The 26,472-nt window shown below is 42.3% G+C and carries 26 protein-coding genes and 1 other annotated feature; of the genes, 1 reads left to right on the top strand and 25 read right to left on the bottom strand.

Features of this window, described 5'->3' with window-relative positions:
• Nucleotides 1-47 precede the first annotated feature (47 nt).
• From HMPREF3057_RS07205 to HMPREF3057_RS07150, 12 genes are all read right to left on the bottom strand, one after another.
• Nucleotides 48-2,300, bottom strand: a complete 2,253-nt coding sequence (locus tag HMPREF3057_RS07205) for a glucosaminidase domain-containing protein (protein WP_083312824.1) — start codon at nucleotides 2,298-2,300, stop codon at nucleotides 48-50.
• Nucleotides 2,301-2,410: 110 nt separating this feature from the next.
• Nucleotides 2,411-3,397 carry a dihydroorotate dehydrogenase gene (locus HMPREF3057_RS07200; protein ID WP_180364457.1) on the bottom strand — a complete coding sequence of 329 codons (987 nt, stop codon included), beginning with the start codon at nucleotides 3,395-3,397 and terminating at the stop codon, nucleotides 2,411-2,413.
• The gene (locus HMPREF3057_RS07195; protein WP_070697039.1) at nucleotides 3,360-4,160 is read right to left on the bottom strand and encodes a dihydroorotate dehydrogenase electron transfer subunit; all 801 of its coding nucleotides are present in this window, start codon (nucleotides 4,158-4,160) and stop codon (nucleotides 3,360-3,362) included. Before HMPREF3057_RS07195 ends, HMPREF3057_RS07200 begins: the two co-directional genes overlap by 38 nt.
• 246 nt (nucleotides 4,161-4,406) lie before the next feature.
• Nucleotides 4,407-4,787 (bottom strand): lactoylglutathione lyase, encoded by a 381-nt coding sequence (locus HMPREF3057_RS07190; protein WP_061759792.1) that lies wholly within the window; start codon nucleotides 4,785-4,787, stop codon nucleotides 4,407-4,409.
• 97 nt (nucleotides 4,788-4,884) lie between these two features.
• Nucleotides 4,885-7,656 carry a J domain-containing protein gene (locus tag HMPREF3057_RS07185; RefSeq protein ID WP_070697037.1) on the bottom strand — a complete coding sequence of 924 codons (2,772 nt, stop codon included), beginning with the start codon at nucleotides 7,654-7,656 and terminating at the stop codon, nucleotides 4,885-4,887.
• 13 nt (nucleotides 7,657-7,669) lie between these two features.
• Nucleotides 7,670-9,334: a molecular chaperone HscC gene (locus tag HMPREF3057_RS07180; protein ID WP_049477539.1), complete on the bottom strand. Its 1,665-nt coding sequence runs from the start codon at nucleotides 9,332-9,334 to the stop codon at nucleotides 7,670-7,672.
• 173 nt (nucleotides 9,335-9,507) lie between these two features.
• Nucleotides 9,508-9,867, bottom strand: coding sequence for a 50S ribosomal protein L20 (rplT, locus tag HMPREF3057_RS07175; protein WP_000124830.1), 360 nt, complete (start codon nucleotides 9,865-9,867; stop codon nucleotides 9,508-9,510).
• 51 nt (nucleotides 9,868-9,918) lie between these two features.
• Nucleotides 9,919-10,119 carry a 50S ribosomal protein L35 gene (gene rpmI, locus HMPREF3057_RS07170; RefSeq protein WP_001125942.1) on the bottom strand — a complete coding sequence of 67 codons (201 nt, stop codon included), beginning with the start codon at nucleotides 10,117-10,119 and terminating at the stop codon, nucleotides 9,919-9,921.
• 32 nt (nucleotides 10,120-10,151) lie between these two features.
• On the bottom strand, nucleotides 10,152-10,682 hold the full coding sequence (gene infC / locus HMPREF3057_RS07165) for a translation initiation factor IF-3 (RefSeq protein ID WP_000848184.1): 531 nt from the start codon (nucleotides 10,680-10,682) through the stop codon (nucleotides 10,152-10,154).
• Nucleotides 10,683-10,697: 15 nt separating this feature from the next.
• Nucleotides 10,698-10,829 (bottom strand) — a sequence feature (ribosomal protein L20 leader region).
• Nucleotides 10,830-10,901: 72 nt separating this feature from the next.
• Nucleotides 10,902-13,142 carry a DNA internalization-related competence protein ComEC/Rec2 gene (locus HMPREF3057_RS07160; RefSeq protein WP_070697035.1) on the bottom strand — a complete coding sequence of 747 codons (2,241 nt, stop codon included), beginning with the start codon at nucleotides 13,140-13,142 and terminating at the stop codon, nucleotides 10,902-10,904.
• Entirely contained in the window at nucleotides 13,126-13,776 is a 651-nt protein-coding gene (locus HMPREF3057_RS07155) for a helix-hairpin-helix domain-containing protein (protein WP_049520776.1), read from the bottom strand. The genes HMPREF3057_RS07160 and HMPREF3057_RS07155 overlap by 17 nt, the downstream gene beginning before the upstream one ends.
• Before the next feature lie 66 nt (nucleotides 13,777-13,842).
• Nucleotides 13,843-14,412, bottom strand: coding sequence for a GNAT family N-acetyltransferase (locus HMPREF3057_RS07150; RefSeq protein WP_049477542.1), 570 nt, complete (start codon nucleotides 14,410-14,412; stop codon nucleotides 13,843-13,845).
• Nucleotides 14,413-14,587: 175 nt separating this feature from the next.
• On the opposite strand from HMPREF3057_RS07150, the gene ald reads away from it, so the two are divergent.
• Nucleotides 14,588-15,700 (top strand): alanine dehydrogenase, encoded by a 1,113-nt coding sequence (ald, locus tag HMPREF3057_RS07145; protein ID WP_049477543.1) that lies wholly within the window; start codon nucleotides 14,588-14,590, stop codon nucleotides 15,698-15,700.
• Nucleotides 15,701-15,752: 52 nt separating this feature from the next.
• Here ald and HMPREF3057_RS07140 read toward each other — a convergent pair whose 3' ends face one another.
• From HMPREF3057_RS07140 to HMPREF3057_RS07080, 13 genes are all read right to left on the bottom strand, one after another.
• Nucleotides 15,753-16,739: a PhoH family protein gene (locus HMPREF3057_RS07140; protein WP_070697032.1), complete on the bottom strand. Its 987-nt coding sequence runs from the start codon at nucleotides 16,737-16,739 to the stop codon at nucleotides 15,753-15,755.
• 80 nt (nucleotides 16,740-16,819) lie between these two features.
• Nucleotides 16,820-17,035, bottom strand: coding sequence for a YozE family protein (locus tag HMPREF3057_RS07135; RefSeq protein ID WP_001232084.1), 216 nt, complete (start codon nucleotides 17,033-17,035; stop codon nucleotides 16,820-16,822).
• Nucleotides 17,032-17,637, bottom strand: coding sequence for a GrpB family protein (locus HMPREF3057_RS07130; RefSeq protein WP_049477544.1), 606 nt, complete (start codon nucleotides 17,635-17,637; stop codon nucleotides 17,032-17,034). Before HMPREF3057_RS07130 ends, HMPREF3057_RS07135 begins: the two co-directional genes overlap by 4 nt.
• An 11-nt stretch (nucleotides 17,638-17,648) precedes the next feature.
• On the bottom strand, nucleotides 17,649-18,503 hold the full coding sequence (cvfB, locus tag HMPREF3057_RS07125) for an RNA-binding virulence regulatory protein CvfB (protein WP_070697030.1): 855 nt from the start codon (nucleotides 18,501-18,503) through the stop codon (nucleotides 17,649-17,651).
• Between the two features lie 59 nt (nucleotides 18,504-18,562).
• On the bottom strand, nucleotides 18,563-19,120 hold the full coding sequence (gene frr, locus HMPREF3057_RS07120; RefSeq protein ID WP_001262234.1) for a ribosome recycling factor: 558 nt from the start codon (nucleotides 19,118-19,120) through the stop codon (nucleotides 18,563-18,565).
• A 7-nt stretch (nucleotides 19,121-19,127) separates the two neighbouring features.
• Entirely contained in the window at nucleotides 19,128-19,865 is a 738-nt protein-coding gene (gene pyrH, locus HMPREF3057_RS07115; protein ID WP_000002996.1) for a UMP kinase, read from the bottom strand.
• Between the two features lie 83 nt (nucleotides 19,866-19,948).
• Nucleotides 19,949-21,283, bottom strand: a complete 1,335-nt coding sequence (gene trmFO, locus HMPREF3057_RS07110; RefSeq protein WP_007518882.1) for a methylenetetrahydrofolate--tRNA-(uracil(54)-C(5))-methyltransferase (FADH(2)-oxidizing) TrmFO — start codon at nucleotides 21,281-21,283, stop codon at nucleotides 19,949-19,951.
• Nucleotides 21,284-21,416: 133 nt separating this feature from the next.
• A complete protein-coding gene (rsmI, locus tag HMPREF3057_RS07105; protein WP_070697028.1) occupies nucleotides 21,417-22,295 on the bottom strand; it encodes a 16S rRNA (cytidine(1402)-2'-O)-methyltransferase in 879 nt (292 codons plus the stop codon).
• Between the two features lie 2 nt (nucleotides 22,296-22,297).
• Nucleotides 22,298-22,615 carry a DNA replication initiation control protein YabA gene (gene yabA, locus HMPREF3057_RS07100; protein WP_000358229.1) on the bottom strand — a complete coding sequence of 106 codons (318 nt, stop codon included), beginning with the start codon at nucleotides 22,613-22,615 and terminating at the stop codon, nucleotides 22,298-22,300.
• 145 nt (nucleotides 22,616-22,760) lie between these two features.
• The gene (locus HMPREF3057_RS07095; RefSeq protein ID WP_049478049.1) at nucleotides 22,761-23,651 is read right to left on the bottom strand and encodes a DNA polymerase III subunit delta'; all 891 of its coding nucleotides are present in this window, start codon (nucleotides 23,649-23,651) and stop codon (nucleotides 22,761-22,763) included.
• A complete protein-coding gene (gene tmk / locus HMPREF3057_RS07090; RefSeq protein WP_049478048.1) occupies nucleotides 23,648-24,286 on the bottom strand; it encodes a dTMP kinase in 639 nt (212 codons plus the stop codon). The genes HMPREF3057_RS07095 and tmk overlap by 4 nt, the downstream gene beginning before the upstream one ends.
• Nucleotides 24,287-24,406: 120 nt before the next feature.
• On the bottom strand, nucleotides 24,407-25,204 hold the full coding sequence (gene proC, locus HMPREF3057_RS07085) for a pyrroline-5-carboxylate reductase (protein WP_049478047.1): 798 nt from the start codon (nucleotides 25,202-25,204) through the stop codon (nucleotides 24,407-24,409).
• A 3-nt stretch (nucleotides 25,205-25,207) separates the two neighbouring features.
• Nucleotides 25,208-26,470 carry a glutamate-5-semialdehyde dehydrogenase gene (locus HMPREF3057_RS07080; RefSeq protein WP_070697026.1) on the bottom strand — a complete coding sequence of 421 codons (1,263 nt, stop codon included), beginning with the start codon at nucleotides 26,468-26,470 and terminating at the stop codon, nucleotides 25,208-25,210.
• Nucleotides 26,471-26,472: the final 2 nt, after the last annotated feature.

Genomic DNA, 26,472 nt, shown 5'->3' with positions numbered 1-26,472 from the left:
AAACAAAAACGATAACCACTTTTTCAGTAGTTACCGTTGCTTATCTTTTAGTCTCTTCCACCAAGTCTACTATTGATGGTCATCATAATGCTAGCAATTTTCTCACCCCAGTATGGGTCGGAAGCATAGCGAACATTCATTCCGGTTGCTTTATTTCCAAGGTGGTCTCTGCCGTAGTCGATGTAATTCTCACGAATCCACTTGGCCGCACCGAGAATTCCTTTGTCCACATTATCAAAGCTCTTGGCTGAGAGATATGGGCTCGTATCATAGGCAGCAATACCAAAGAAGTTGTTCTTATCTCTGGCAATTTGGCTGCGACCCCACGCACTTTCAAGGGCACTATGGGCCATCAAGTAAAGGGCATTGACACCGTAACGTTCCTCAGCCTCTTTGAAAGTCGCTCCTTTACCCGCTAGAGGACTATCCTGCAAGTTCATCATCGAATACAGTTTATCCAACTCAGCTGCACTATAATTACTTGGTTCTCTCAAGTTTTTAAAGAGGAAAGGATTTTTAATGGTAAAGCCATCAAAATGTTCCCCGTCAGTTGAGTAGTACTTCTTACCAATAACCATGGCAGATGTGTGTGGAGCTACTTTGATACTCGTATAAGGAGAGAGTTCATGGTAGAGGAATTTCCCATCACTAGTATAATGAGGGATAAACTCGCTTCCTTCATCTACTGCTGTCAAATCACTTTGATTCATATAGCCAGACAAGCCAGAAATCGAAACTGCAAGTCGGCCGCCTTTGCGAGTTGAGCTATCCAGTGAAACAATGCTTCCTTGGTTAATGTAACTCAAGATTTCTCCAGATGCACTATAGACATAAGCTGTGATTGGTTTAACTTTGTAATACTTGGTTTTATCCGCAACATGCCATCTACCAGAAGCATCCAAGGTATGACCATCCACAGTTTCATTTTTTGCCATATAACCGCCGGATTTAAGGTAGTACCATGATTGGTCGGATGAATCGTAGATTAATTCTTTCTCAGCCATCTTTCCATTTGATTTGAGGTAGAACCAGTTATTCTTGTACCATACCCACTCACTCGCAGCCATATAACCACCAGATTTGAGATAGTAGTAACCATTATCCCAGAGCCATTCTTTATTGGCATAATTTCCATCAGAGTTGATATAGAACCAAGAGTTATAATTCTTGTCAAAGAGCCAACCTTTGCCAGCTTTTGCTCCACTACTCGTCACATAACTGCGGTCAATCCAAGTTTCCGTAGAGAGGTAGCCGCCTGATTTGAAATGGTAATCCTTGCCTTTGATGGTTTGCCAACCTTTTTCAGCATAGGTTCCGTCAGCTTTCAAGTAAAACCAAGAGTTATAATTCTTGTCAAAGAACCATTCCGATTTCAGTTTGGCTCCACTTTTAGCAACATAGAAGCGGTCAATCCAGCGCTCGGTAGAAAGATAGCCGCCTGATTTGAAATGGTAATCTTTTTCTTTGATCGTTTCCCAGCCTTTTTCGGCATAGGTTCCGTCAGCTTTCAAGTAAAACCAAGCATCATAATTCTTATCAAAGAGCCATTCCGATTTCAATTTAGCTCCACTCTTCGCAACATAGAAGCGATCAATCCAGCGCTCAGTTGAAAGATAACCGCCTGATTTGAAATGGTAGTCCTTCCCATCTATGGTTAACCAGCCATTTTCAGCATAGGTACCATCTTGTTGAAGGTAGAACCAACTGCTATAGTTGTCATCATAAATCCAGGTTTGTTTAACCTTATTACCATTTTCTGATATATAGTTCTTACCAAGCCAAGCATTTTTCAGCATTTTACCTTGTGAATTGATGTAGTACTGGTTCTCCCCTTGAGTGATCCACTCATCTTTGGCCATTTTCCCGTCTTCTTTAAGGTAATATTTTTCCTGACCTTGTTGAATCCATTCGTTTTGCGCTTTCTGACCATCAGACTTGAGATAATACCAAGATTCTTTTTCCTGATTAAATACCCACTGTTCCTTGGCTTTAGCACCACTTTCAGTCACATAGTACTGGCCAACCCACGTTTTCGTAGCTAATTTTCCAGCTTCGTTAAAATAGTAATCCTTACTACCAACTGTCAACCAGCCGTTCTCAGCACGGTTTCCATCAGCTGTTAAATAAAACCAGGTCTGTTGCGTTTGGTCATAGATCCATTGGTTGGTTGCTGGTTTCCCGTCTGCTTTGAGATAGGTCTTTCCTTGCCAAGTTCCCTCTTCAGCTTTTGCTGTCTCCACTACAGTAAAAAAACACCCCAATAAGCCAGCACTTACTAGGGCCACTTTCCATCGTTTCATTTAAATGCTCCAATAACGTTTTCTAAACCCTATTGTAACATAGTTAACCGACGGAAATATTACAAATTGATGAAGATTCTATTTCTTGTTGACGATAAGGAAGACCTAGTTTATCTCAGACTGGCTTTGACTTCTCGACGAAGTTCTTCTAAACTGCTAATGCCATATTTGTCCATGACTTTTGGTAGATGTTCGATGATGTCAGGACAGGCGTAAGGATTGGTAAAGTTGGCTGTTCCAACTCCGATGGCAGAGGCACCAGCCAGATACATTTCTAACGCAGCTTCAGCCGAATCCACTCCCCCCATTCCAATGATGGGCAGGTCTGTTATTTGGGCTACTTGGCGGATGAGTTTGAGGGCTACTGGAAAGACTGCTGGTCCAGACATCCCACCTGTTCCATTGGCTAGGATTGGTTTTCTTGTTTTGAGGTCAAAGCGCATACCGACAAGGGTATTGATCATGGTTAAGCCACTTGCTCCTGCATCTTCTGCGGCTTTAGCAATAGTGACAACATCCGTTACACTAGGGGTTAACTTAACATAAACTGGCACATCAGAGGCTTCCACAGCTGCTTTTACCACTTCGTAGGCCAAATCAGGATCTTGCCCAATCAAAAGTCCATGATTGCCGTGATCCACATTCGGACAAGAGATATTGAGCTCGATTGCTTTTACATTAGCTGCCTTGGAAATTCCTCGAGAAACGGCAGCGTACTCTTGTTTTGAAAAGCCTGCAACATTTGCGATGATGGGAAGCGTAGGATACTCTCTTTCCAGCCAAGGCAACTTCTCAGCTAAAACAGCTTCTAAACCAGGATTTTGCAGACCGATTGCATTGAGCATACCGGCAGGTGTTTCTGCCACCCTGGGAGTTGGATTTCCAAAACGGGGTTCTAGTGTCGTCGCCTTGATCATAATGGATCCTAAAAGGTCTAAATCATAGTACTTGGCATACTCCTGGCCAAAACCAAAACAGCCTGATGCTGGAATAATCGGATTTTTCAAATCCAAACCAGGGAGAGAAACTTGTAAACGATTTGTAGTCATGACTTTCTCCTTATAATACAACTGTTCCTGTGCGAAAAACAGGGCCATCTTCACAGACACGTTGACTGACAGTCTCACTATCTGGAACTTTTAGGACGCAGGCATAGCAAGCCCCCATCCCACAAGCCATACGGGATTCCAGAGATAGATAGGCTCTTGGGTGGTCATAAAAGGCTTGATTAATGTACTTCATCATTCCCGGAGCCCCACATGAGTAAACAGCATCAAATTGACTGTCTAAATCATTGATGACAACAGATACATTTCCCTTGATGCCATATGAACCATCATCTGTTGTTACAAAGACCCGACCATATTGGGCCAATTCCTTTTCTAGAATAACAGCATCCTTGTTAGCAAAACCGAGAACTGTCACTACTTTCACCCCACGCGCATGCAATTCCTTGGCGACCTCAAGCAAGGGCGGAACACCAATCCCCCCACCAACGAGGAGAACTTGGCTCTGGTCGTCCAGATCAGACAAGTCAAAACCATTCCCCTGAGGTCCCATCACATCAAGAATATCACCCTGACTTAATGTTGAAAAAATAGCGGTCCCAGCCCCCTCAATCCGATAAATGAGATGACACTGCTTGTTTGCCTTATCGATAGACGAAATTGAAATAGGACGGCGTAAGAGATGGGCATCATCAGGCACACGCAAATGTAGAAATTGGCCTGCTCGCATGGCTTCAACCATTTCCCCTTCTAGGACTAATTCAAAGATTGCTGGCGCAATTTCCTCTTGTGCGACCACCTTCATGGTTTCCAAACGAATGGCACCCAAACGTTTCTTACATGTGGGATTCATGACTTTTCCTCCTTAAATTTAAGGGGACCAGATAAAGAAAAGACCTTGCTAATGCAAGGCCTCAGTTGGGTTAGGCTAGAACTCATGCGCACACTTAAAAAGTCTCCACAGAGAGTCCCCTATCCCTTTTATCTGACACCTTGTGAGTCTCTCTGGACTCCCCTTAAAGGTTAAATTTGTATTAGTATACTCTTTCAAAGAAAAAAAGTCAAGCAGAAAACGAACATTCTACCTGACTTCACTGGATTATTTTTCACGAATGACTTCGACCTTGTAGCCATCAGGATCCTTGACAAAGTAATAGTTTGGTGCAGTTCCTGGAAGTCCATTAGGGGCTGTCACCTCATAGCCTTTAGCGCTATGTTCTTGATGTAGGGCCTCAAGGTCAGGTGTACTGAGGGCGATATGGGCGAAGCCATCTCCTACCACATAAGGACCGTGATCATAGTTATAGGTTAACTCCAACTCGTAGTCATCACCCTCAAGTCCTAGATAGACAATGGTGAAAGCATGATCTGGAAAATCTCTGCGACGCAATTCTTTAAAACCAAAAGCATCTTGATAGAATGCAATTGATTTTTCAAGGTTTTCTACTCGCAAGCAAGTGTGTAGCATTTTTGAAGCCATTTTCATTACCTCTTTCATTTTAATAGTTCTATTATACCCTTAATGGACAAAATTTACTAGAAACTTGAACTAGAGTCTTCTTCTCTAAGCTTTCATTCTAAGCAGCACTTTTACGATTTTCCTTGCGTATATTGCGAATAAGGAAAAGCATGATCAGGACAAAAAGTCCCTCGAGGAAGTAGAAAGCAAATTCGCTGTTCATGAGTAGTAAGTCTCTGTAATGATAGTTATTACCGAAAACTGAATTTGGTGCAAATAGGATTCGGAACAGTCTTCTTAGGAAAATAAAGATCTGCAAGCCATAAATCATAAAGACCTTCTTCACACCAATCATGAAGCCTTGATCCTTTGTAAAATAAGACAAGGCGATTCCATTTAACAAGAGAATAACCGTTATGGCTAGAGTCTCATTTTGTAGAATAGTTGGATCAAAGATGTCTAAACGGCTGTGAATATAGGGCAGCGTTTGAAAGAGTAGGATCCCCAAGATTGCTGGTATGAAAATTTTCTTCAGAGATGGTGGAAATCTAGGACTAAATCTTGTAAAAGACAAGCAAATCACAAGAATTGCAAAAATATGGAAGTACATCATTGCAACTCCAGAAATGATCTGGTTTCTATTTACCAAAGCGGATAAGAAGCCAGCAGAAAGAAAGATACCGATAGGAATCAGCTTCTCCAAAGAATAATCCCACTTCAGCCCTTGACTCACCTGAAAACCATCGATTAGACAGAATAATGTAATGAACATAAGAGCACCGATGAGACCAAACGGTAAGGATGGAATGACGAGGGTTAATAATAAGATTAATAGGAACCATGGATGAGGACTGTAGTAGAATTTCCGTTTTTCTCCTCTAGCAGTCACTCCCTCCTCAATCGGTGTTTTCCTTAATTTTAGCATATAGACGTAAAAGAGTGAAAACATGCCAGCATGAACCCATGAATTATAACCAGGTCGCTCTATAATACTGAGTAGCAAACTCACAATCGTAAAGAGACCAGAGAAAATCTGAAGAAACTTATTATTAAATACCTGTCTTTTTTTCCAATCCAAATAAGAGAGCTTGGCCTTTGGATGACTAAGTTCATAAGCATAAACTGTCATCTCTTCTAGTTTCTGGTCTGTCTCCTCCGTCATCATTTGGGGAGCCATTTTAGAAGTAGGAAAAGGAGCTAAAATATATCTCAGGAGCTCGCCATCTGTAAATCGATGGTACTCCTTATAGATCTGTTGGAGTAAAATCGTTAGAATACGTGGTCTTCCTTTAAAGTAGCTTCTCCACTTCTCCCAATCATTGATATCTTCATCGCTCTTGGTGAGCTTATCCATATAGAGATAACCTTCATTGTACCAGTAATCAAAATTTTCCTTTTTGTCTAGTTCATACTCCTCTACCACTGAAGGATAGGAATGGATACTCTTCCAGAAATGGAGTTTCTTCAGGTAAGGATTTGATTCCTCATCACTATAACGCTCCACAAATTGGAGAACGAGGGCTAACACTTTCGCATTGGTTAAAGGATAGACGTCCACCTTTTCTAACAAATCAAGTAGGAGAGTATGATCCTTAACTGTTTCAAAAAGATATTGCCAATCACGTAACAGTTTGTACTCGTCTTGATAGCGAGCATGGAGCAACTCATAGAAGGCTGCCTCAACTTCATCTGGATTATCTAGAGAGTAGTGACTAAAGTCAACGTTTTCTCCCAGCTCCTCTTTTACTTCTTCTAAGTAATCAGCCAAGTCATTCAAGAGTGGATAATCCTCTTCAAATATGACTTGTCGGTTTTTTTCAAGGATATAGCTTAAAACAGGAACGCTCTTGATTATTTGACGATTCTGATTTACTTGATCCAAGACCATAAAGCTCAGATAGGGGTGCTTGAAAAATTCTATCCAAGAGCTCAATTGATTTGCTTTGTTATAATCTCGGAGAATTTCTTGGCAAAGTTGATAAGAATAATAGAATTCTTCAGTGGCTTCATGTGCGCTTTCAAGCGAACTGCCTTCCTCTTCTGCTATAGCTCTTTTAACTTTCCAATACTTCAGTTTATAGTAATAGCTCCAGTACTTAAAGTCAGGTATATAGTCTTCTAGCAAGGGAATGAGGATAGAGAATTGCTCCGGTTTGTTAAAAATATAAACATCCATTTCCTCTAAAACGGATTGAACAATGTCCATATCATACTGATACTGATGAAAGAACTGACGCCATAGATGCTCTTGTTCTTCTGGACTGTAATCATCATTTTTAACAATACTTTCAATTGCATTTCGGATCAGATAAGTTTCTTCATTATAACCGCTAAAGTCAAGAGTAGACCTTGTTAATCCTTCTTGCCCCTGGTTCTCTTCATCACCAAACGTTTCAAAATTGAGGGTATTCGTAGCTCTTTCTTCAGAATCTCCATTTAGCTGAACTTCCTCATCATAGTCACTAAAGTCAAGGGTGGACTTTTGCTCATTCTCTTCTGCTTTAAAGGTTTCAAAGTTAAAGGAATCGCTGGTTTTATCAGTCGATTGCTGATAATCACTGAAATCAAGACCAGATCTTTCAGACTCTTCGTTCTCAGTCTTCGTTTTTTCAGTCAAGTTTTCAAAGTTGAGACTAGAGTTAGGCTTTTCATTCGCCTCTTCTTCAAGTTCAGTAGCTTCTTGAGAGTCACTCGCTTTTTTGAGACTATTTTCTGGTCTTGTGTTTCTAGACCTCGCATAAGTCAGGGCTTTTTGGTAAGCTTCAACAATTTCTTGGTAAATTTCTGGTTGGTCTTCTGGGTGATAGAGCCGAACCAATTCAGCATAACGCCTTCTAATAAGCTTGACGTCAGTCGTTGGCTCTATCCCTAAAGTTTCCCATATATTCATAAGGTCTCCTCTTTTATAGTCCTCGCTCTAGAAAGTCTAGATAGTTTGAAAATGATTGATAAAGTTTTGGCAAATGATAAACAGATGCTTGACTGACCTCTTCTTCAAATCGTCTAGTTTCAGCCATTAGCTCATCTCTTCTTCTCCCCAAGAGCATACTGTACACACGATTCGCTTTTTCAATCAAGAAACGATAAACCTCTGTTTCTTGAGCATTGATCTTATAGCGAGTCAACTCTACTTGCTTAGCCTTGATTTCCTTTTCTGTCAGAGTAACACTATCTTGGAGAATAACATGACTAAAGACTTCCTGTGTTGAATCAATTTTCACTTCGACATCCAAAATCCCATTTAAATCATAGGTAAATCGAACTGTGAAACTTTCATTTACTCGAGTATTCACAGGGACGGGAACTTCTAATTCTCCTAGGAACAGATTTTGTGATGCTTTCATCATCTCACCTTGATAGACCTTTATCTTGACTTGGCTCTGTCCCAATTCAGCCGTATAGTACTGTTCGATGCGTGAAGCAGGGAGGGTAGAATTTCGCTCAATAATCGGCGAAAAGCGGTCGCCAACTATCTCAATCCCCAGTGTAAAAGGACAAATATCAGACAGTAATAAATCTCGTATCTCACCCTGGCGTTCTTTTATTCCTGCTAAAAGGGCACAACCTCTCGCAATCATCCGATCAGGATCATCTGAAACCTGCACCATTTGATTGATACAGTAAGATAAAAAGTCCTGAACCAAGCGGAGTTTCGAAGTCCCACCAACAAGAACAAAGTTATCTGATGATACATAGCTATAGCGCGCATCCATCAAGGCACGGTCCAAAACGGCCTTAACACGGGCTAGCAGAGGTTGACAAAGCTCATAAAAACGCTGGTAGCTCAAGTCTAAAGTGTATTCCTGTTCTTGGTCCAGAACTGTCATCTTTACTTCTTCTTTCTCATTGAGTTCTACCTTTTTCTTTTCAGCCTGTACCAGAATTTTGCTATAAAATTCTCGTGAAATCGTATCCTTGGTTAATTGATTAGAAACTAAAAATTCCTCAGCAATAGCCGCAGTGAAGTCTTCGCCTCCCAAACGATTGTCCCCTGCGATCGACACGATTTCGACGATATTATCAAAAAGCTCCACAACTGAAATGTCTAGAGTTCCACCGCCAAAATCGACTACAATAAAAGATTGATCTTCCTGGTTTACCATAGATCTTTTAGCAAGAGCCGCTGCGGAAGGTTCATTGATAATCCGATCAATCTGAACTCCAGCAAATTTACCTGCTAGTTTGGTCGCATAGCGTTGAGCATCGTTGAAATAAGCTGGTACACTAACAATCACTTCCTCGACCTTTTCTCCAAGATAGGTCTCTGCATCGTCTACCAACTTTCGAATGATAAAAGAGCTTAATTCTTCAGCCTTATATGCTCGATTTCCTAGTGTCAATTCATGCTTGGTCCCCATAAAACGCTTGAACTGAGAAACCGTCTTATCTGGGTGGGTCACCAAGCGTTCCTTGGCAATTTTTCCAACTATAATCTCATCATTGTCATCTAAAGCCACAACAGAAGGAGTTAAATACTCACCAAAAGCATTGGGAATCAGCTTAACCTGGCCATCTTGGTATACCCCTACTAAAGAATTAGTCGTTCCTAAATCAATACCTACTATCATCTTCTTCTAACTCCAAATCTTTTAGATATTCCTATTATACAAGAAATATCCTATTTTCTTTGAAAAAATCTGTGATTTACTCTCTAAAATAGAAAATCGTTTAAGGAAAATAAAAAAGTTTCACCCTACTCTTGCGGTAAAAACCACGAGAGTAAGAATGAAACAGTTTGTCATTATTTACCAAGTTTTGCTTTAGCTGCATCTGCAAGAGCTGTGAAAGCTGCTGCATCGTTAACAGCCAAGTCAGCAAGCATTTTACGGTTAACTTCGATTTCAGCCAATTTCAAACCATGCATCAATTGTGAGTATGAAAGTCCGTTCAAACGAGCTGCCGCATTGATACGAGTGATCCACAATTTACGGAAGTCACGTTTTTTCTGACGACGGTCACGGTATGCATAGTAGTAAGAGTTCATTACTTGTTCTTTTGCAGTACGGAACAAGATGTGTTTAGCTCCATAGTAACCTTTTGCTAATTTAAGAATACGTTTACGACGTTTGCGTGATACAACGCCACCTTTAACACGTGCCATGTTTTATTTCCTCCAAATATTTCCTAGAATTGTTTACTTACTGTTAGGCTATTATTTCAAGCGAGTAAGCATTGCTTTGATACGTTTGAAATCTCCTGAATGCACCATAGATGCTTTACGAAGATGACGACGTTGTTTCTTAGTTTTTCCGTGGAAACGGTGAGAAGTGTAAGCACGGAAACGTTTAAGTCCACCAGAACCTGTACGTTTGAAACGTTTAGCTGATGCGCGGTGTGTTTTTTGTTTTGGCATGATTTTTTCTCCTTTATTTAACTTTCTGACAATTATTTTTTGTCAGTTGCTGGCGCCAACTGCATGAACATTTGGCGTCCATCCATCTTAGCTCGTTGTTCGATGATCGCAATATCTTGTGTTGCTTCAGCAAACTCGGCTAAAACTTTTGCACCAATCTCTTTATGGGTGATCATACGCCCTTTAAAGCGAATGGATACCTTAACTTTATTTCCTTTTTCAAGGAACTTGCGTGCATTGCGAAGTTTTGTGTCAAAGTCACCCTTGTCAATAGTTGGACTCAGACGAACTTCTTTCACAGTAACAACACTTTGTTTTTTACGTTGTTCTTTTTGCTTTTTCTGGTACTCAAATTTGAACTTACCGTAGTCCATAATTTTAGCAACAGGTGGTTTTGCTTGGGGTTGAATCAATACTAAGTCAACATTTGCACTATCAGCCAATGCTTGCGCTTCGCTGAGTGGCTTGATGCCTAGCTGTTCTCCCTCAAGACCGATCAAGCGAACTTCACGTACACGAATTTCATCATTGATGAATAAGTCTTGCTTTGCTATGGTTTTCACCTCTTTTTTATTATTAGAGAAAAACAATAGCGGACTCGTAATGATACAAGCCCGCACGTTATGATAGCGTTTCTTAGAAACTTTTCATCCGTAGGGCCAGGCAACTTGATGTCACAAGGCGAGAAGCTCTCACTTCTGCTTTTCTCAACTTTTATATGATACCAAGTTTTCTATCCCTTGTCAAGATAAAAAGTCAATTTTTCGAAAAGTTTGTCTATTTTATCGAACCGTTTCAATTCTCCAACTATTCCACCCTGTAAAGCGGATAGCCCCTTGCTGGTCAGTTCTGTAAATCTTACTCTTGATACTTTCCATTCGTGTCAAGGATTCCTGATGGGGGAGTTTCGCACGATTGTTTTTTCCAACTGAGATGAGAGTAATTTCTGGTTTGATTTTTTCTAGGAAAGTTGGATTTGATGAGGTTTTAGCACCATGTTGGCTTGCTTTCAAGACATCCACCTCTAGGTCAGGATAATGCTTCAACAAGTCCTTCTCTCTTTTTTCCTCCAAATTTCCTGTGAAGAGAAAGTGCTTATCTAAGAGTTTTCCATAAAGAACCAAAGAATCATCACGATCCCCATCTCCAATCTGCCTTGGAGATAGGACTTCTAACTGACTTCCAAAAATCGAAAAATTATCCCCCTCTGTCACACTGCGTACCTTGGTTTGACTTGCTTCTAGTTCTGCCACAAATTCCTTCTGTGTCAGACTTCCTTTTGATACTAAAATTTCTCCGACATGGAAAGCCTTGGTCACCTCTAGTAAATCTCCAACATGCTCTTTCTCTGTGTTAGTCAAAATCAGCTGATCAATCTTATCTACTCCTCGACTTTTTAGATAGGGAATCAAGGTGCGCTGAGCATTGCTGGTCGTAGACTTTTGCTGCCAAGCTTGGATTTTTTTGTCGGATTCTGCCTTACCTCCTACATCTATCAAGATAGTTTTACCAGTCATATCCCGTAGAAAAATGCTTTCTCCCTGCCCAACATCCAGCATGGTGATTTCATTTTCCAGAGGATGCTTGGTTAAGAAAAAGAGCCCCACGATAAGTAAGCTGAATACAGCTGCTCTTTTGCCATTTTTCCTCAAATCATACAATATTGCCAAGGAAATTAACAATAAGATTAAAAGCCATGCGGTGGGTTGGCCAAAGACCAAGGGCCTACTTGCCAGCTGCGATACCAAGCGAATGATACACTCCAACCACTCAAAGACAAAGTTAAACTGAGTGACTGGGTAAACAAAAGACAGAATGAATAAGATGGACAAAAGTGGCAAGAAGACCACATCAAACAGAAAGGAAAAAACAAAGGTCAAAAGGATAGACCAAGGCTGAAATTCTGCAAAATAAAAGGATAGAATGGGCAATATTCCCAAAGAAATGACCAGACTTTCTCTGGCAACAGCCTTGAGCCCCTCCCCTTCTTTGCTTGTCATAGTCAAGATAAAAGCATAAGCGCAGGACAAGACCCCTCCAGCTGTCAAGAAAAAGTTGGGCATGATGATAAAGAGGACAAGGACCGTCAAGGCAAAATTATCCAAACCCTTAACACCATGTTGGGCCAGTAACTTTTGCAAGAGACTGCGAATGACAGATGCTGAAAATCCTGTCAGACCTGCATAGATAAGAGAAAAGGGATAAGTTAGCCACTTCAACTTTTCTTGGGTCAAGCCCAATCGCAAGAGGAGTTTCTTAAAGGCATCCATAAAGAAGCCCACTTGCATACCTGACAAGGCAAATAGATGGATAATTCCAAGACTGGAATAAAGCTCATTCATCTCCTCAAAATCCGTGTCCAAATGTCCTAAAAGAAGCCCTGTCATATAGTTGCGCATAGGGTCTGGAAAGTGCGCCTTGATCCAAACTACAGCCTTTCGACGTAAAGCCGACAAATTTTCACCTATATCCCAACTGCTAACCTGTTTAAGTGACTGGATGCTCTTGATAGTCAGTGTCTGGTAAATTCCCTGAGTCTTCAGATAGGCTCGGTAGTCAAATCCACCAAAATTTCTCTGCCCTTCAGGCTCAGAAAGTTTTCCTTCTAGCTCTATCTCGTGAAGGTCTGTTAAGGCCTGAAAGAGCTCTTTCTCTTCCTCGGACTGGAGTTTATAATAAACTTGGAAGGTGCGGCCCTCAGCCTTGCCCCGAAAGGACAGACTGTCTCCATTGACTTTGATGGTATCTGGTAAAATCCGTACCCTTTCAACAGAATCCACTAGGTTCTGACTAGCTTGTGTCTGTTGCCAGTTTTGAAACAAAAACCAAAAACCAAAAACTCCACAAAACGCTAGAACTTTACCGGCCGATTTCCAAGGAAATTGGAAAAAGAGACAGACAAGCAAAAAAACAAAACCTAGCAGTGCGAGATAGGACACTCCAAAAATGGCATAGTAAAGCCAGAGCAACAGGAAACTCAGATAGATTAGGGGGATAGGGAAATTCTTAATCCACTGTAACATAGTCTTTTAGCTTTTCTATGGTCTTAGCGCCAATACCAGAAACCTTCTTTAATTCATCAACCGACTTGAATTTGCCATTTGCCTCACGATGGTCGATAATATCCTGTGCTCGCTTTCCTCCCAAGCCTTTGACCTGCTTGAGTTCTTCCAGACTAGCTTTATTTAGGTTGACCTTCTTATCTTTACTTGTCGAAGCAGTCGTTCCAGAGGCAACCTGCTGGCTAGCCGCTTCTTCTCCCTTAGTTGGAACATAGACAAGAGCCTCGTCACTGACTTTCTGTGCTAGATTGAGCGACTTGCTATCTGCCTCATCTGTCAAGCCACCTGCCTTCTGAACGGCATCATGAACACGACTCCCTACTGGCAAATCATAAATCCCTGGCGATTTAACAGCCCCCTTAACATCTACTGTGATTAGATCTTGTTCAGGAGATTCTTCCTTTTCTTCCTTCTTGATTTCCTTTTCAGATGATGAATCCTTTGAAACAGCTGCAACTTCAGCCTGCAAGTTTGTTTCTTTCACAGATGTTTGTGAAGTTGGCTTTAGTAGGAAAAATGCGCCCAAGGCCAAGCCTAAAACAGCACAGATGACAATGATTTTATACTCTTTGATTTTCTCGATAATTACTTCCATATTTTCTCCTCTCTTAGATTATTCGTAAGAGAAAGAAAAAAACAGGTGAAAAATCTTTTCACCTGCTTATTTATTTGCAAAATAGTCTTCCTTAGTCAAGACATAATGAACCCTTGTGATAATTCGACCTGGTTCTTTATTATCCATTCTGGCATAGGGTTCTTGGTGGGAAAAACGCATACCTGATTTCTCCATGACCTTTCCTGATGCGGGATTGTCTTTATCGTGAAGAGCGGTCAACTTGTTCATTCCAATCTTCTCAAAAGCCAGTTCAATCACGGCTCGATTGGCTTCTGTCGTCAATCCTTGATTCCAATATTTTTTATTGATAATGTAGCCAATGGCTGCCTTCTTAAGAACAGTATCGATCTTGTGCAAGTCAATGGTACCAATAAACTGACCATTGCTTTTTAGTTCGATTCCCCACCATCCCAAGGGACTAGCCAAGTAAAACTGAGCGATGTTATTCTTGGTTTCTTCTAAGCTTTGATTTGTTGGAAAAGTGTAGCGTGTATTTTCTCTGTCTGAGGCATACTCAAACATAGCTTCTGCATCGTCCAAGGTTACAGGTCGGAGCAATAAACGCTCCGTTTCTATAGTTGGATACTTGGAAAATTTAACAAATATTGATTCCATACTTTTCCCTCCATTAGAGCTTGATTCTCACTAGTCTAGCATAAAGAAATTTGAATGACAAGTTTTTCTTGATTTTTGAAGCGGTTTCATATACAATAAAACCATCACATTTTTGATTTATGGAATGGAATGTGACAACCAAAACAATCCGACAATTGAAAGGTAGGTTATCTCTATGTTAATCGGAATTCCAAAAGAAATTAAAAATAACGAAAACCGCGTTGCCCTCACTCCTGCTGGCGTCCACAGTTTAGTCAGCCGTGGACATCGCGTCCTCATCGAAACAAATGCTGGTCTCGGTTCAGGATTTACTGATTCGGACTATCAAAAGCAAGGAGCTGAGATTGTCGCTACTGCTGCTGAAGCCTGGGCTGCCGAGTTAGTCGTGAAAGTAAAAGAGCCACTAGCTTCTGAATATGGTTATCTGCGCGACGATCTTCTTCTCTTCACCTACTTGCACATGGCCGCTGCGCCAGAATTAGCAGAAGCTATGTTAGCAGCCAAAACAACAGGAATTGCCTATGAAACTGTTCGTGACAATCAAGGACAACTACCGCTCCTCGTTCCTATGAGTGAGGTTGCAGGTCGTATGGCTGTTCAAATCGGAGCTCACTTCCTTACTAAGCAAGCTGGTGGTTCTGGTGTCCTACTAGGTGGTGTACCAGGTGTTCCAAAAGGAAAAGTAACCATCATCGGTGGTGGTGTCGTCGGTACACATGCTGCCCGCATTGCCCTTGGTCTTGGTGCTCAAGTGACTATTTTAGATATCAGCGCTAAGCGTCTCTCGGTTCTAGAAGAAGTCTTTGGAAACCAAATTCAAACTCTTATGTCTAATTCATTCAACATCGAAGCAAGTGTGAGAGATGCTGATGTAGTGATTGGTGCGGTTCTCATCCCTGGTGCCAAAGCACCAAAATTGGTGACAGATGAGATGGTCAAACAAATGCGTCCAGGCTCTGTCATCGTTGATGTTGCCGTTGACCAAGGTGGTGTAATCGAGACAGCTGACCGTGTGACAACGCACGATGAACCTGTCTATGAAAAATACGGTGTTCTCCACTATGCCGTTGCCAATATCCCTGGTGCAGTTGCTCGTACCTCTACTATCGCCCTAACCAATGTCACTCTTCCTTATATCGAAGCTTTGGCCGGCAAAGGATTCGCACAAGCAATCTCTGAAGATGAAGGCTTACGTCAAGGTGTGACCACTTATAAAGGTTACTTAACTAGCCTACCAGTTGCTCAAGGGCTCGATAAAGAGCACACGTCTATCGACGAACTTGTTTAAAGCTAGACACTCATTAAAAAAAAGAGCAGTTCACGTCTGAACTGCTTTTTTGCTATTCTGTTTCTTGGTTCTTTTCTTCAACCTTAACTGGAGCTGGTTCATAAGCTCGGATAATCTGAGCGACAACTGGATGACGAACCACATCCTTGGCTGAAAAATGAACAAAGTCGATTTGGTGAATGTTCTTGAGCTTTTCTTGAGCATCAATCAAACCGGACTTAACATTGCGTGGTAGGTCAATCTGGCTGATATCTCCATTGACAATCATCTTCGAATTAAAGCCTAAACGAGTCAGGAACATCTTCATCTGCATGATGGTCGTATTTTGTGCCTCATCTAAAATGACAAAAGCATCATCCAAGGTCCGACCACGCATATAGGCAAGGGGCGCGATTTCGATAATTTCACGCTCCATGAGACGGGTCGTTTGGTCTTTCCCGAGAATCTGGTACAAGGCATCGTAAACTGGTCGAAGATAAGGATCCACCTTCTCCTTGAGATCACCTGGAAGAAATCCTAGACTCTCACCTGCTTCCACTGCTGGACGAGTAAGGATAATCCGCTTGACCTGCCCACGTTTAAGGGCTGTCACTGCCAAGGTCACTGCAAGAAAGGTCTTCCCTGTCCCTGCTGGTCCGATTCCAAAGGTCACATCATGCTGTTTGACACTGTCCACATAAAGCTTTTGACCTAAGGTTTTGACACGGATCGGCTTCCCTGTATTGTCCTTGATAATTTCTTCTTCGTAAAGGGCGACAAACTTGTCGATTTCATCGTTTTTGACCATGCTAATCGCAGTCACCACATCTGGCGTGCCAACGGTCATCCCCCGATTCACCAAGACCATCAATGCCTGAATAACCTGACGGGCTTCCTCACAGGCAGCCTCTTCTCCGATAACCTGCACAATCTCTGTACGAGCATGAATCACCACATCGAGTTCTTCTTCCATCAAACGAAGATGGCGCTCGTTGGATCCAAAAAGATGAAACAAGTCATCTGGATGACTTAGTTGAATGTCTATTGAATGTTCCTTCAAATAAAGAACCTCTCTAATCCGTTTATTTCTTTTTATTATAGCAAAGAGAACAATAAAATACTAGCCTCATCTCATTGTCTCTAGTGTTCTAAGTATTCTTGCCAGATGGCGTCAAAGTCTCCTAGGTTAAAAGAGAAGCTGGCATGCTCCTCCAAAAAGCGACTCACCTCATCAAAATCATCTGTATGTTTTGGAAAAGCTGACTCTTCAAAAGCGAGGTCTGCCAAGATGGCTTTAGGGCTATTACTTTTAGGATTGCGCTCGGTCATGAGCCAAGTGTAAAATGATTTTCTCAATTCTTTCTCCTATCAAGAGTTTTTTGATGACACTTTTCTGATTCTTGAAAATTACTGGACTTAGCCTCTGAAACGTAGTGGTTTATAAAATCTGTTTTCGCATCTGTATAGCCGTCTCGATTGTGTTCAAATTTTTTCCACAAACTGAGTTTTAATTCCTGATACGCTTGGGCAATATCTGGATGCTGGCAGAGATAATCTCTAAAATAAATCTCGTCATGATCTCCCGTCATTCGCAAATGTAAATGAAAAACTTTCTCAGCAAATCCCTGCTCTGTATAGCCTTTATTTAGCGAAATCCTGTTAGGACTCTCCGACATCACTAGCCACCCATTCTTCACCAATAAATCCCTAACTCTTGCTAAATCCTCTATTTTACCTACTTCTAACAGAATATCAACGATATTTTTAGCCCAAATATTAGGGATAGCAGTGCTACCGATATGTTCTATTCTTTGAATAACATTTGCACCCAATATTTTTTTCAGGCTTATTTTTTCCGATTCATACCAGTCTTTCCACTCTGACCTGTGCTCTACTAGAAAAATAGGAAAAAGTTGCCAGAGTTCCTCTAAACTCATTTCTTCAAGTTTCTTTATCATTTCTATAAGGCTTAAATCAACTCTGTACCAAACTGGTCTTGCTTGATTTTGCCAGCCTTCATCAATCCACCGAGTGCTTTCTTGAACTGACCTTTAGAAATGCCAAAGGTTGCCTTGATGTCCTCAGGGGATGACTTATCATTCAAGGTCATAAAACCGCCATTGCTTTCCAAGTAAGTCAAAATCATCTGAGCATCATTTTCCAACATTTCAAAGGAACGTGGTTTGAGGGATAGGTTCAAGGTACGGTCCACTTCACGGAAACCGATAACACGCGCATCTAACACTTGCCCCAAACGTGGCTCTGCGTAACGTTCGCTGGGATGGATAAAACCAAGCATGTTATTCTCTGGTAGGTATACAAAAGTCCCTGACAGCTTGAGGCGGTAAACAATGGCTGGCCAGTTTTGGTTCTGCATGTTGTTGTAGGCAGGACGAGCCAGACGTTGGAAGTCTTCCTGATAAGCCAAGAGTCCCCAGATTCGGTCTTTCTTGTCCACCTCAAGACGGATGTAAAGTTTATCACCTTTCTTAGGCCAGAGTTCCTTGAGCTCAGGGAGGATATCGAGTGATACTACGACTTCCTTATCGGGCAGACCTGTATCCACAAAAACACCCAAGTCCTTACGAACTTCCGTTACGGTTCCCCAACCAAATTGGTCCTGAGTTGCAGTCACTTCTATGGTTGTCAGGCGGAGTTTTTGCTTCATATCCGTGTAGGCAAAACCTTTGACCGTATCCCCTACTGTATGATGACCTTCTTCCTTGGCAAGTGCATAGGTTTGACCATCCTTTTGCACAAAGTAAAAACGGTCATTTTCATCGATGATAAGTCCAACGATAAAACTTGCAAGATTTGTATTCATATTTCCTTCTTTCGAATAAAACTCAGCCAGCAATGCCAACTGAGTTTTTCTGTTTATTTTTAGACTTCCAAAAGTTCTTTTTCTTTATTGGCAGTCATGTCGTCAATGTGTTTAACAGCATCGTCTGTTACTTTTTGAATATCTTTTTCAAGAGTTTTCAATTCGTCTTCAGTGATTTCTTTTGCTTTTTCTTGTTTCTTAGCTTCGTCCATAGCATCACGACGGATGTTACGAATAGCTACTTTAGCATTTTCACCGACCTTCTTCACTTCTTTAGCAAGGTCACGACGAGTTTCCTCTGTAAGAGCTGGGATAACCAAGCGGATCACAGAGCCGTCATTAGCTGGTGTAATACCAAGATCAGAAGCGTTCAAGGCACGTTCGATGTCTTTCAATGAAGACTTGTCAAATGGCGTTACCAACAAAACACGCGCTTCTGGAATAGTAATTGAAGCGATTTGGTTAAGAGGAGTTTCGACTCCATAGTATTCTACATGGATACGGTCTAGCAAGCTTGCGTTGGCACGACCGGCACGGATACCACCAAATTCACGAGCAAGTGATTGGTGAGACTGGGTCATTCTTTCTTTAGCTTTTTCTACAATTGCATTAGCCATAATTTTCTTATTCCTTTTCTTCGATATTGTTTGAAACTGTTGTTCCGATATTTTCACCAAATACGACACGTTTGATGTTGCCTGGTTGGTTCATGTTAAAGACAACCAAGTCAATGTCGTTGTCCATAGAGAGGGTCGAAGCTGTTGAGTCCATGATACGAAGACCTTTATTGATAACATCACGGTGGGTCAATTCTTCAAACTTAACAGCTGTCTTGTCTTTCTTAGGATCGGCATTGTAAACACCGTCTACGCCATTTTTAGCCATAAGGATGGCATCTGCTTCAATTTCAGCTGCACGAAGGGCTGCTGTTGTATCTGTTGAGAAGTAAGGTGAACCAATCCCAGCACCAAAGATAACGATACGACCCTTTTCAAGGTGGCGAAGGGCACGTCCACGTACATAAGGTTCTGCCACTTGTTGCATGGCAATGGCTGTTTGCACACGCGTATCGACACCAACTTGTTGCAATGAATCTGCCATCACAAGAGCATTCATCACAGTCCCAAGCATTCCAGTGTAATCTGCCTGAACACGGTCCATTCCTGCTTCTGCAGCAGGTTCCCCACGCCAGAGATTTCCTCCACCAATAACAAGGGCAATTTCGATACCTAAGCTATGAACTTCTTGAATCTCTTTTGCGATTGTTTGAACTGTCTGGATATCAATCCCTACGCCACGTTCACCGGCAAGGGCTTCACCTGATAACTTGATTAAAATACGTTTATACTTGGGATTCGCCATTTTTACTCTCCTTTTTTTATCCTACCTATTTTATCACAATTTCTAAGATTTTTATAGTATCATGAGCAATTCTTTGAAAAAAATTAGACCGTTAAAAATTCCTCTAAGTCGGTAAGAGCACGCTCTGCAATTTTTTCATAACGAGCCTTCTTATCACGGATACGCTCGCCATCCAATTCCTTGATAATCCCAAAATTGACATTCATGGGTTGGAAATGTTTGCTATCAGCGTGAGTGATGTAATGAGCCAGACTTCCAATCGCTGTGGTCTCTGGGAAGATAGCTTCACTTTCACCCTTAAAGAGACGAGCTGCGTTAATACCTGCAACCAACCCTGAAGCTGCTGACTCAACATAGCCTTCTACACCCGTCATTTGACCAGCAAAGAAAAGGTTTGGCTGTTTCTTAGAACGATAGGTCTGCTCAAGAAGATTTGGCGAATCCATGTAAGAATTGCGGTGCATGACCCCATAGCGAACAAACTCCGCATTTTCAAGACCTGGAATCATTTGGAAGACACGCTTTTGTTCTCCCCATTTGAGGTGGGTCTGGAAACCGACGATATTGTAGAGACTACCAGCCGCATTATCCTGACGAAGCTGGACAACTGCATAAGGGGTTTTGAATTCGCCATCACGAGGCCCCGTATAGTCGTCTGGGTACTCCAGACCAACTGGTTTCATAGGACCATAAAGCATGGTTTTAATGCCACGCTTAGCCATGACTTCGATAGGCATACATCCTTCAAAGTACTTTTCTTTTTCAAAGGAATTGAGCGGTGCTTCTTCCGCATTGACCAAGGCTTCATGGAAATCCATAAATTCTTGTTTGGTCATTGGAGCGTTGAGGTAGGCTGCTTCTCCCTTGTCATAACGAGACTTGAGATAGACCTTACTCATATCAATGGTATTGACATCGATAATAGGCGCCGCCGCGTCGTAGAAATAGAATCCATCACCGTCATTAAGGGCATGAATCTTCTCAGCTAGGGCATCGCTGGTCAAAGGACCGGTAGCGACAACTGTGATTACATCAGTCGGCAATTCTGTAATTTCATCACGAACCACCTCAATCAAGGGGTGGTTGGCTACTTTTTCGGTCACCATTTGGGAGAAACCGTCACGGTCCACCGCAAGGGCACCGCCCGCAGGAACACGTGTAGCTTCAGCAGATTCCAAGATAACAGAACCCAAGCGACGCATTTCTTCCTTCAGAAGCCCAACTGCATTGGTCAAAGCATCCCCACGTAAGGAATTGGAACAAACCAATTCAGCAAAATTGTCTGTTTTGTGCTGAGGTGTTGACTTGACCCCACGCATTTCATAGAGTTTAACTGGAATACCACGTTCTGCGATTTGGTAAGCTGCTTCAGACCCTGCCAAACCTGCTCCGATAACATTGATATAAGATTGAGACATGACACTAATACCTCTTTGGGTGGAACCTAAGTTCATATCAAAACAAGCTACTAGACTGTTTGACACCCACAAATCTTTCTAAATTTTCTTTTACTAGTATAACAAAAAAAGGGAAGAAGGCAAACTTCCCTGTTTAGTCATTTTCTTGATTTTCTTCCCAATCGTGGTAGGCAGCATAGAGCTGGCTTTTATTCCACTGGTAGAGTTTCGCAACTTCCTTTATGGCTTGATTTTTCTTCATGCCTTGTTGGATACGGGTTTGGATTTCTGAAAACAAGTCCTCCTCGTCTTTTTCTTCCACATCCTGACTGGCACCTTCAACGATGAGAAGGCATTCGCCCTTGAGTGGCGTTTCAGCAATACTTTCTAGTAGCTCTGAAATCTTTCCTCGTTGGTATTCTTCATAGATTTTGGTCAATTCCCTGACCAAGACTACCGAGCGGTCACCGTAGACTTCTAGCATATTTTCCAATGTATCTGCCACACGATTGGGCGATTCGTAGAAAATCTGAGTTTCAGGATAATCTTTTTTTGAGTCGAAAAATTGCTTTTGTTGGCCTGATTTTCTCGGTAAGAAACCGTAAAAGATATGTGGCTGTGGCGCTAAACCACTGGCAATCAAAGCAGAAATTCCTGCACTAGCACCTGGAACGGTAACAACTGCGATTTCTTCCTCAATAGCTGCCTTGACCAAATCATGCCCAGGATCTGAGATACTAGGTAGACCCGCATCGGATACCTGAGCAATACTTTGCCCTGATTTCAAGAAACCAATCAAATCAGGAATTTTTTCCTTGGCATTGTGCTCATGAAAACTAATCTGCTTAGTAGAAATGTCAAAATGCTTGAGCAAAAGCCCCGTATTACGGGTGTCCTCAGCTGCAATCCAATCCACCTCTTTCAAGGTCTGGATAGCACGAAAGGTCATATCATCTAGATTGCCAATCGGCGTTGCTACTAGGTAAAGCTTGCCATAGGGAGATTGTCCCTTAAAACTTTTTTGAATCTGCATGCTTACTCCCTATATAACAACTCATCACAGAACATACATTCCTCGTCCTGCTCTCGGCGTTGTCCATAAAAATCATTACATACGTGAAACCCGTCTTTATAGATTCGGCGGACGCTTTCACGAACATGCTTGGCCTTAACGGGTGTATCTGCTTCCACCTCGCCTAAGCGTTCGCGCAACTTACTATTTTCCAAGCGAAGAGCTGTATTTTCCTCTACCAGGCTCTTGAGATTTTTCTTGATGGCTTCTACATCGGCCAAGGTCACCAGTAATTGTTGGGAAAAATCATCCAGCGCGTCAAATAATTCTTTTTTGTCCATAAACCAGCCCTTTCCTTTCTATATCGTTCATTTTTAATACTCAATGAAAATCAAAGAGCAAACTAGGAAACTAGCCGCAGGCTGTACTTGAGTACGGTAAGGCGACGCTGACGTGGTTTGAATTTGATTTTCGAAGAGTATGAGTTTATATTTCTTTCAAGACCAGGTATTCCATGGCATTTTGAAAGCTGACATTAGCCTGCCACATTTTTCTAGCTTCTAGCAAATCTTGTAGAATCACTCTTACTCTTGCTTGCAGGAGATCCTGTCCACAGAGAACTTCGAGAATTCGCAAAACCTGATCTTGTTTTTCCTTGTCATCTGCCAAGCTGGCTAATTTAGCAACTTGGAGATAACTTTCTTTTTTCTTAGCTAATAACCAAGTCAGCAGGCGTTCGCTCTCATCCACCAAGGTCCAAAAACTTGCCTGGTTTGCCAGTTTTTCAGCTTCAGCACGCGATTGACAAAACTGGGCTAAAAGAGTTGCTTTTTTCTTGACAAGCCCCATTTGTTCTAGGAGCAAGATGAGCTTCTCTTCTTGCTTTTTAAAGTGGAAAATCTGGGTCCGACTCCGGATAGTTGGCAACATCTTTTCCTCATCGCTGGTCAAGAAGAATATGTAAACTTCACTCTGGGGTTCTTCGATGACCTTGAGCAGAGAATTGGCTGCGTTGGGGTGCATTTTCTCCGCATGTTCGATAATAAAAACCTGTTGCTGACTTTCAATCCCTGCTTGAGAAAACTGGCCCACCAATTCCCGAATCCGTTCTGTCTTGATGACCTGATTGACTGGCTTAATCAAGGTAACATCGGGGAATTCTTCCTGCTCAATCAGCTTGCAGTTTCGGCATTTCTCACATGGTAGAACGCCTACTTTATCCGTACAAAAGAGGCTCTTAGCCAAAAACTGCGCCATTTCCAAGCTTCCAAAGAAACCTGAAAAGAGATAGGCGTGATTGAGCTGGTCTTGTTCTAGGATACGGACAAAACGGTCAAACTGGTCTGGCTGCCAAGCCTTTAGTTGATCTTGTTTCATTTATCCAAGCCCATTCTGTCAAATAAGACAGCCTTGGTCGTTTCCACAACTTGCTCCAAAGGAAGACTCGCATCAATCTTGACAATGCGATTTCCTTCTTTGTCCAGAAGAGAAAGGTAACCTTGACGAACTTTCTTGTGCAAGTCCAAGCCTTCCAAGTCCAAACGATTGACCTCGCGATCACTATTGGCAGCAATGCGAGCTAGCCCTTCTTCCACCTCAATGTCAAAATAGAGTGTCAAGTCGGGTTTGAGGCCATCTGTTGCAAAGTGATTGAGCCAAGCAATGGCATCAATATCCAAGCCACGACCAAATCCTTGATAAGCAACGGAACTATCGATGAAGCGGTCCATAATGACCAACTTGCCAGCTTCAAGGGCTGGGAGAACTTTTTCCACCAAGTGCTGTCTGCGACTAGCGATATAAAGAAGAAGCTCTGTTTTAGGATCCATCTGAGTATGACTTGGGTCCAAAATCACTTGACGAATCTTCTCACCAATCAAGACTCCACCTGGCTCACGGGTCGTCAGCACTTCTACTCCTTTTTCCTTTAAAATTGGGAGCAGAGTCTCTAAAACACTGGTCTTTCCTGCTCCCTCTGGTCCCTCAAGAGAGACTAAAAATCCTTTTGACATGTCTAACTCATTTCTTTTTTTCTACCTTCTATTCTATCAAAAAAATAGGTTTTTGTGACAATCTTTTTGTGTCTTCTCCATTCAATCGACCATAAAAGAGGCTGGGAGTCATCCAACCTCTTATTTACCTAATTCTTGTGTTCGTTTGTAGGCTTGATGAACTGCGTCCATGACGGTGCCTCTAAAGGCATGTTCTTCCAGACTTGCTACACCAGCGATAGTCGAACCACCTGGACTGCAAACTTGGTCTTTCAAAACTCCAGGATGTTGCTGGCTTTCGAGGACCATTTGTCCAGCGCCGACTACTGTTTGGGCTGCCATTTTCAAGGCCCTTTCTCGGGGCAATCCTGTCTGAACACCTGCATCTGCCAAAGCCTCGATAAAGAGGTAGACAAAGGCTGGTCCACAACCTGCAAGACCTGTCGCAGCATCGATTAAGCCATCTCCCAGCTCAACCAAAAGACCAGCCTTGGCTAAAAGCTGACAAAAGAGTTCCCTGTCCTCAGCACAACAGTTTGCTGACATGGCATAACTAATCACTCCTTGGCCGATAGCCACTGGTGTATTGGGCATGATGCGAATGATTCGGTGGTGACTCGGTAAAAATTTGGCTAGTTTTTCCAAAGTCAATCCAGCTGCCATGGAAATCAAAAGAAGACTTTCTCTATTTTCAAGGATGGTCTGGTATTGAGAAAGCAAGTCTGAGAACTGAGCAGGCTTAACTCCTAGAAAAATCACATCTGCTTCTGCGAAGATTTCGTCATTGCTGGAAGCCTGACCACCAAAGTTGGCAATGAAAGCATCTACTTTTGCTTGACTACGATTGGCAAGGAGAATCTGAGCACCCGTCTTGGCCTGCACAACAGCCTTGGCCAAACTAGCTCCCATATTCCCCAAACCGATAAATCCAATCTTCATCTCTTACTCCCTTATCTGTCCGTCCCCAGTAACCACATACTTGTAGCTGGTCAACTCTTTCAAGCCCATAGGCCCACGCGCATGCAGTTTCTGAGTAGAAATTCCCATCTCACATCCAAGACCAAATTGCCCACCATCAGTGAAACGCGTTGAGGCATTGACATAAACCGCTGCTGAGTCCACTTGATCTGTAAAGTAGGCTGCAGCCTCAGCATTTTCCGTCACAATGGCATCCGAATGATGGGTACTGTGAGCTTCAATATGCTCAACTGCTTCTTCTAAACTGCTCACAACCTTAATCGCTAGGATATAATCTAAAAACTCAGTGTCAAAGTCTTGTGCCTCAGCTGCTCGACCTGAAACAAACTGACTTGCTTGGCTATCCAAGCGGAATTGAATTGGTTCCAGTCCAGCTTCCTTACGCTCTGCAACCAGAACTTGTTCCAAGCGAGGAAGGAAACTTGCTGCCTTGTCTTCATGAACTAGCAAGACCTCCATGGCATTGCAGACAGAAGGACGACTGGTTTTAGCATTGTTGATGATAGACAGAGCCTTGTCTTCATCTGCATCCTTATCCACATAGACATGGACAATCCCAGTTCCTGTCTCGATAACAGGCACAATGGCATTTTCAACAACAGCATTGATCAAGCCAGCGCCTCCACGAGGAATAAGAAGGTCTAGATAACCCTTGGCCTTCATCATAGCATAGCTACTTTCACGGCTAGTATCTTCCACCAGTTGAATCACCTCTGGATGGATGATCGTCGTCTCCAAGCCCTTCTTCAAGGCTTTGACAATAGCATGAGCAGTTTGATAGGCATCCTTGCCACTACGAAGAACGACTGCATTGCCACTCTTGAGAGCCAAAGCAGCCGCATCCGACGTCACATTTGGACGACTTTCATAGATAATACCGATAACCCCCATAGCCACTCGTTTTTTCGTAATGACCAAACCATTTTCAAGCTGACTTGTCTCTAAGACCTCACCGATTGGATCTGGTAAAGCAACCACTTCACGAATCCCTCTTGCCATCGCTTCTATACGTCCCTCATCCAAATAAAGACGGTCTAGCATAACATCTGAGATTTTCCCCTTGGCCGCTGCCATATCGAGGGCATTGGCCTCTAAAATCTCCTCAGTAGCTGCCAATAACTGATCAGCCATGGCTAGCAAGGCTTGGTTTTTCACTGCTTCACTAGCAGTATTGATTGATTTCTTAACAGCCTGTACTTGTTCAAATTGTTCTTGTGTACTTACCATCG

Source organism: Streptococcus sp. HMSC072D05 (assembly GCF_001815805.1).
Classification (GTDB): Bacteria; Bacillota; Bacilli; order Lactobacillales; family Streptococcaceae; genus Streptococcus.
This window is presented reverse-complemented; position numbering and strand designations above follow the sequence as displayed.

What these genes read in the sequence shown, in the direction of transcription:
- HMPREF3057_RS07205 (WP_083312824.1), bottom strand. Translation starts at nt 2,300, where the DNA reads ATGAAACGATGGAAAGTGGCCCTAGTAAGTGCTGGCTTATTGGGGTGT.
- HMPREF3057_RS07200 (WP_180364457.1), bottom strand. Translation starts at nt 3,397, where the DNA reads ATGGCCCTGTTTTTCGCACAGGAACAGTTGTATTATAAGGAGAAAGTC.
- HMPREF3057_RS07195 (WP_070697039.1), bottom strand. Translation starts at nt 4,160, where the DNA reads ATGAATCCCACATGTAAGAAACGTTTGGGTGCCATTCGTTTGGAAACC.
- HMPREF3057_RS07190 (WP_061759792.1), bottom strand. Translation starts at nt 4,787, where the DNA reads ATGGCTTCAAAAATGCTACACACTTGCTTGCGAGTAGAAAACCTTGAA.
- HMPREF3057_RS07185 (WP_070697037.1), bottom strand. Translation starts at nt 7,656, where the DNA reads ATGAATATATGGGAAACTTTAGGGATAGAGCCAACGACTGACGTCAAG.
- HMPREF3057_RS07180 (WP_049477539.1), bottom strand. Translation starts at nt 9,334, where the DNA reads ATGATAGTAGGTATTGATTTAGGAACGACTAATTCTTTAGTAGGGGTA.
- rplT (WP_000124830.1), bottom strand. Translation starts at nt 9,867, where the DNA reads ATGGCACGTGTTAAAGGTGGCGTTGTATCACGCAAACGTCGTAAACGT.
- rpmI (WP_001125942.1), bottom strand. Translation starts at nt 10,119, where the DNA reads ATGCCAAAACAAAAAACACACCGCGCATCAGCTAAACGTTTCAAACGT.
- HMPREF3057_RS07160 (WP_070697035.1), bottom strand. Translation starts at nt 13,142, where the DNA reads ATGTTACAGTGGATTAAGAATTTCCCTATCCCCCTAATCTATCTGAGT.
- HMPREF3057_RS07155 (WP_049520776.1), bottom strand. Translation starts at nt 13,776, where the DNA reads ATGGAAGTAATTATCGAGAAAATCAAAGAGTATAAAATCATTGTCATC.
- HMPREF3057_RS07150 (WP_049477542.1), bottom strand. Translation starts at nt 14,412, where the DNA reads ATGGAATCAATATTTGTTAAATTTTCCAAGTATCCAACTATAGAAACG.
- ald (WP_049477543.1), top strand. Translation starts at nt 14,588, where the DNA reads ATGTTAATCGGAATTCCAAAAGAAATTAAAAATAACGAAAACCGCGTT.
- HMPREF3057_RS07130 (WP_049477544.1), bottom strand. Translation starts at nt 17,637, where the DNA reads ATGATAAAGAAACTTGAAGAAATGAGTTTAGAGGAACTCTGGCAACTT.
- cvfB (WP_070697030.1), bottom strand. Translation starts at nt 18,503, where the DNA reads ATGAATACAAATCTTGCAAGTTTTATCGTTGGACTTATCATCGATGAA.
- frr (WP_001262234.1), bottom strand. Translation starts at nt 19,120, where the DNA reads ATGGCTAATGCAATTGTAGAAAAAGCTAAAGAAAGAATGACCCAGTCT.
- pyrH (WP_000002996.1), bottom strand. Translation starts at nt 19,865, where the DNA reads ATGGCGAATCCCAAGTATAAACGTATTTTAATCAAGTTATCAGGTGAA.
- trmFO (WP_007518882.1), bottom strand. Translation starts at nt 21,283, where the DNA reads ATGTCTCAATCTTATATCAATGTTATCGGAGCAGGTTTGGCAGGGTCT.
- rsmI (WP_070697028.1), bottom strand. Translation starts at nt 22,295, where the DNA reads ATGCAGATTCAAAAAAGTTTTAAGGGACAATCTCCCTATGGCAAGCTT.
- yabA (WP_000358229.1), bottom strand. Translation starts at nt 22,615, where the DNA reads ATGGACAAAAAAGAATTATTTGACGCGCTGGATGATTTTTCCCAACAA.
- HMPREF3057_RS07095 (WP_049478049.1), bottom strand. Translation starts at nt 23,651, where the DNA reads ATGAAACAAGATCAACTAAAGGCTTGGCAGCCAGACCAGTTTGACCGT.
- tmk (WP_049478048.1), bottom strand. Translation starts at nt 24,286, where the DNA reads ATGTCAAAAGGATTTTTAGTCTCTCTTGAGGGACCAGAGGGAGCAGGA.
- proC (WP_049478047.1), bottom strand. Translation starts at nt 25,204, where the DNA reads ATGAAGATTGGATTTATCGGTTTGGGGAATATGGGAGCTAGTTTGGCC.
- HMPREF3057_RS07080 (WP_070697026.1), bottom strand. Translation starts at nt 26,470, where the DNA reads ATGGTAAGTACACAAGAACAATTTGAACAAGTACAGGCTGTTAAGAAA.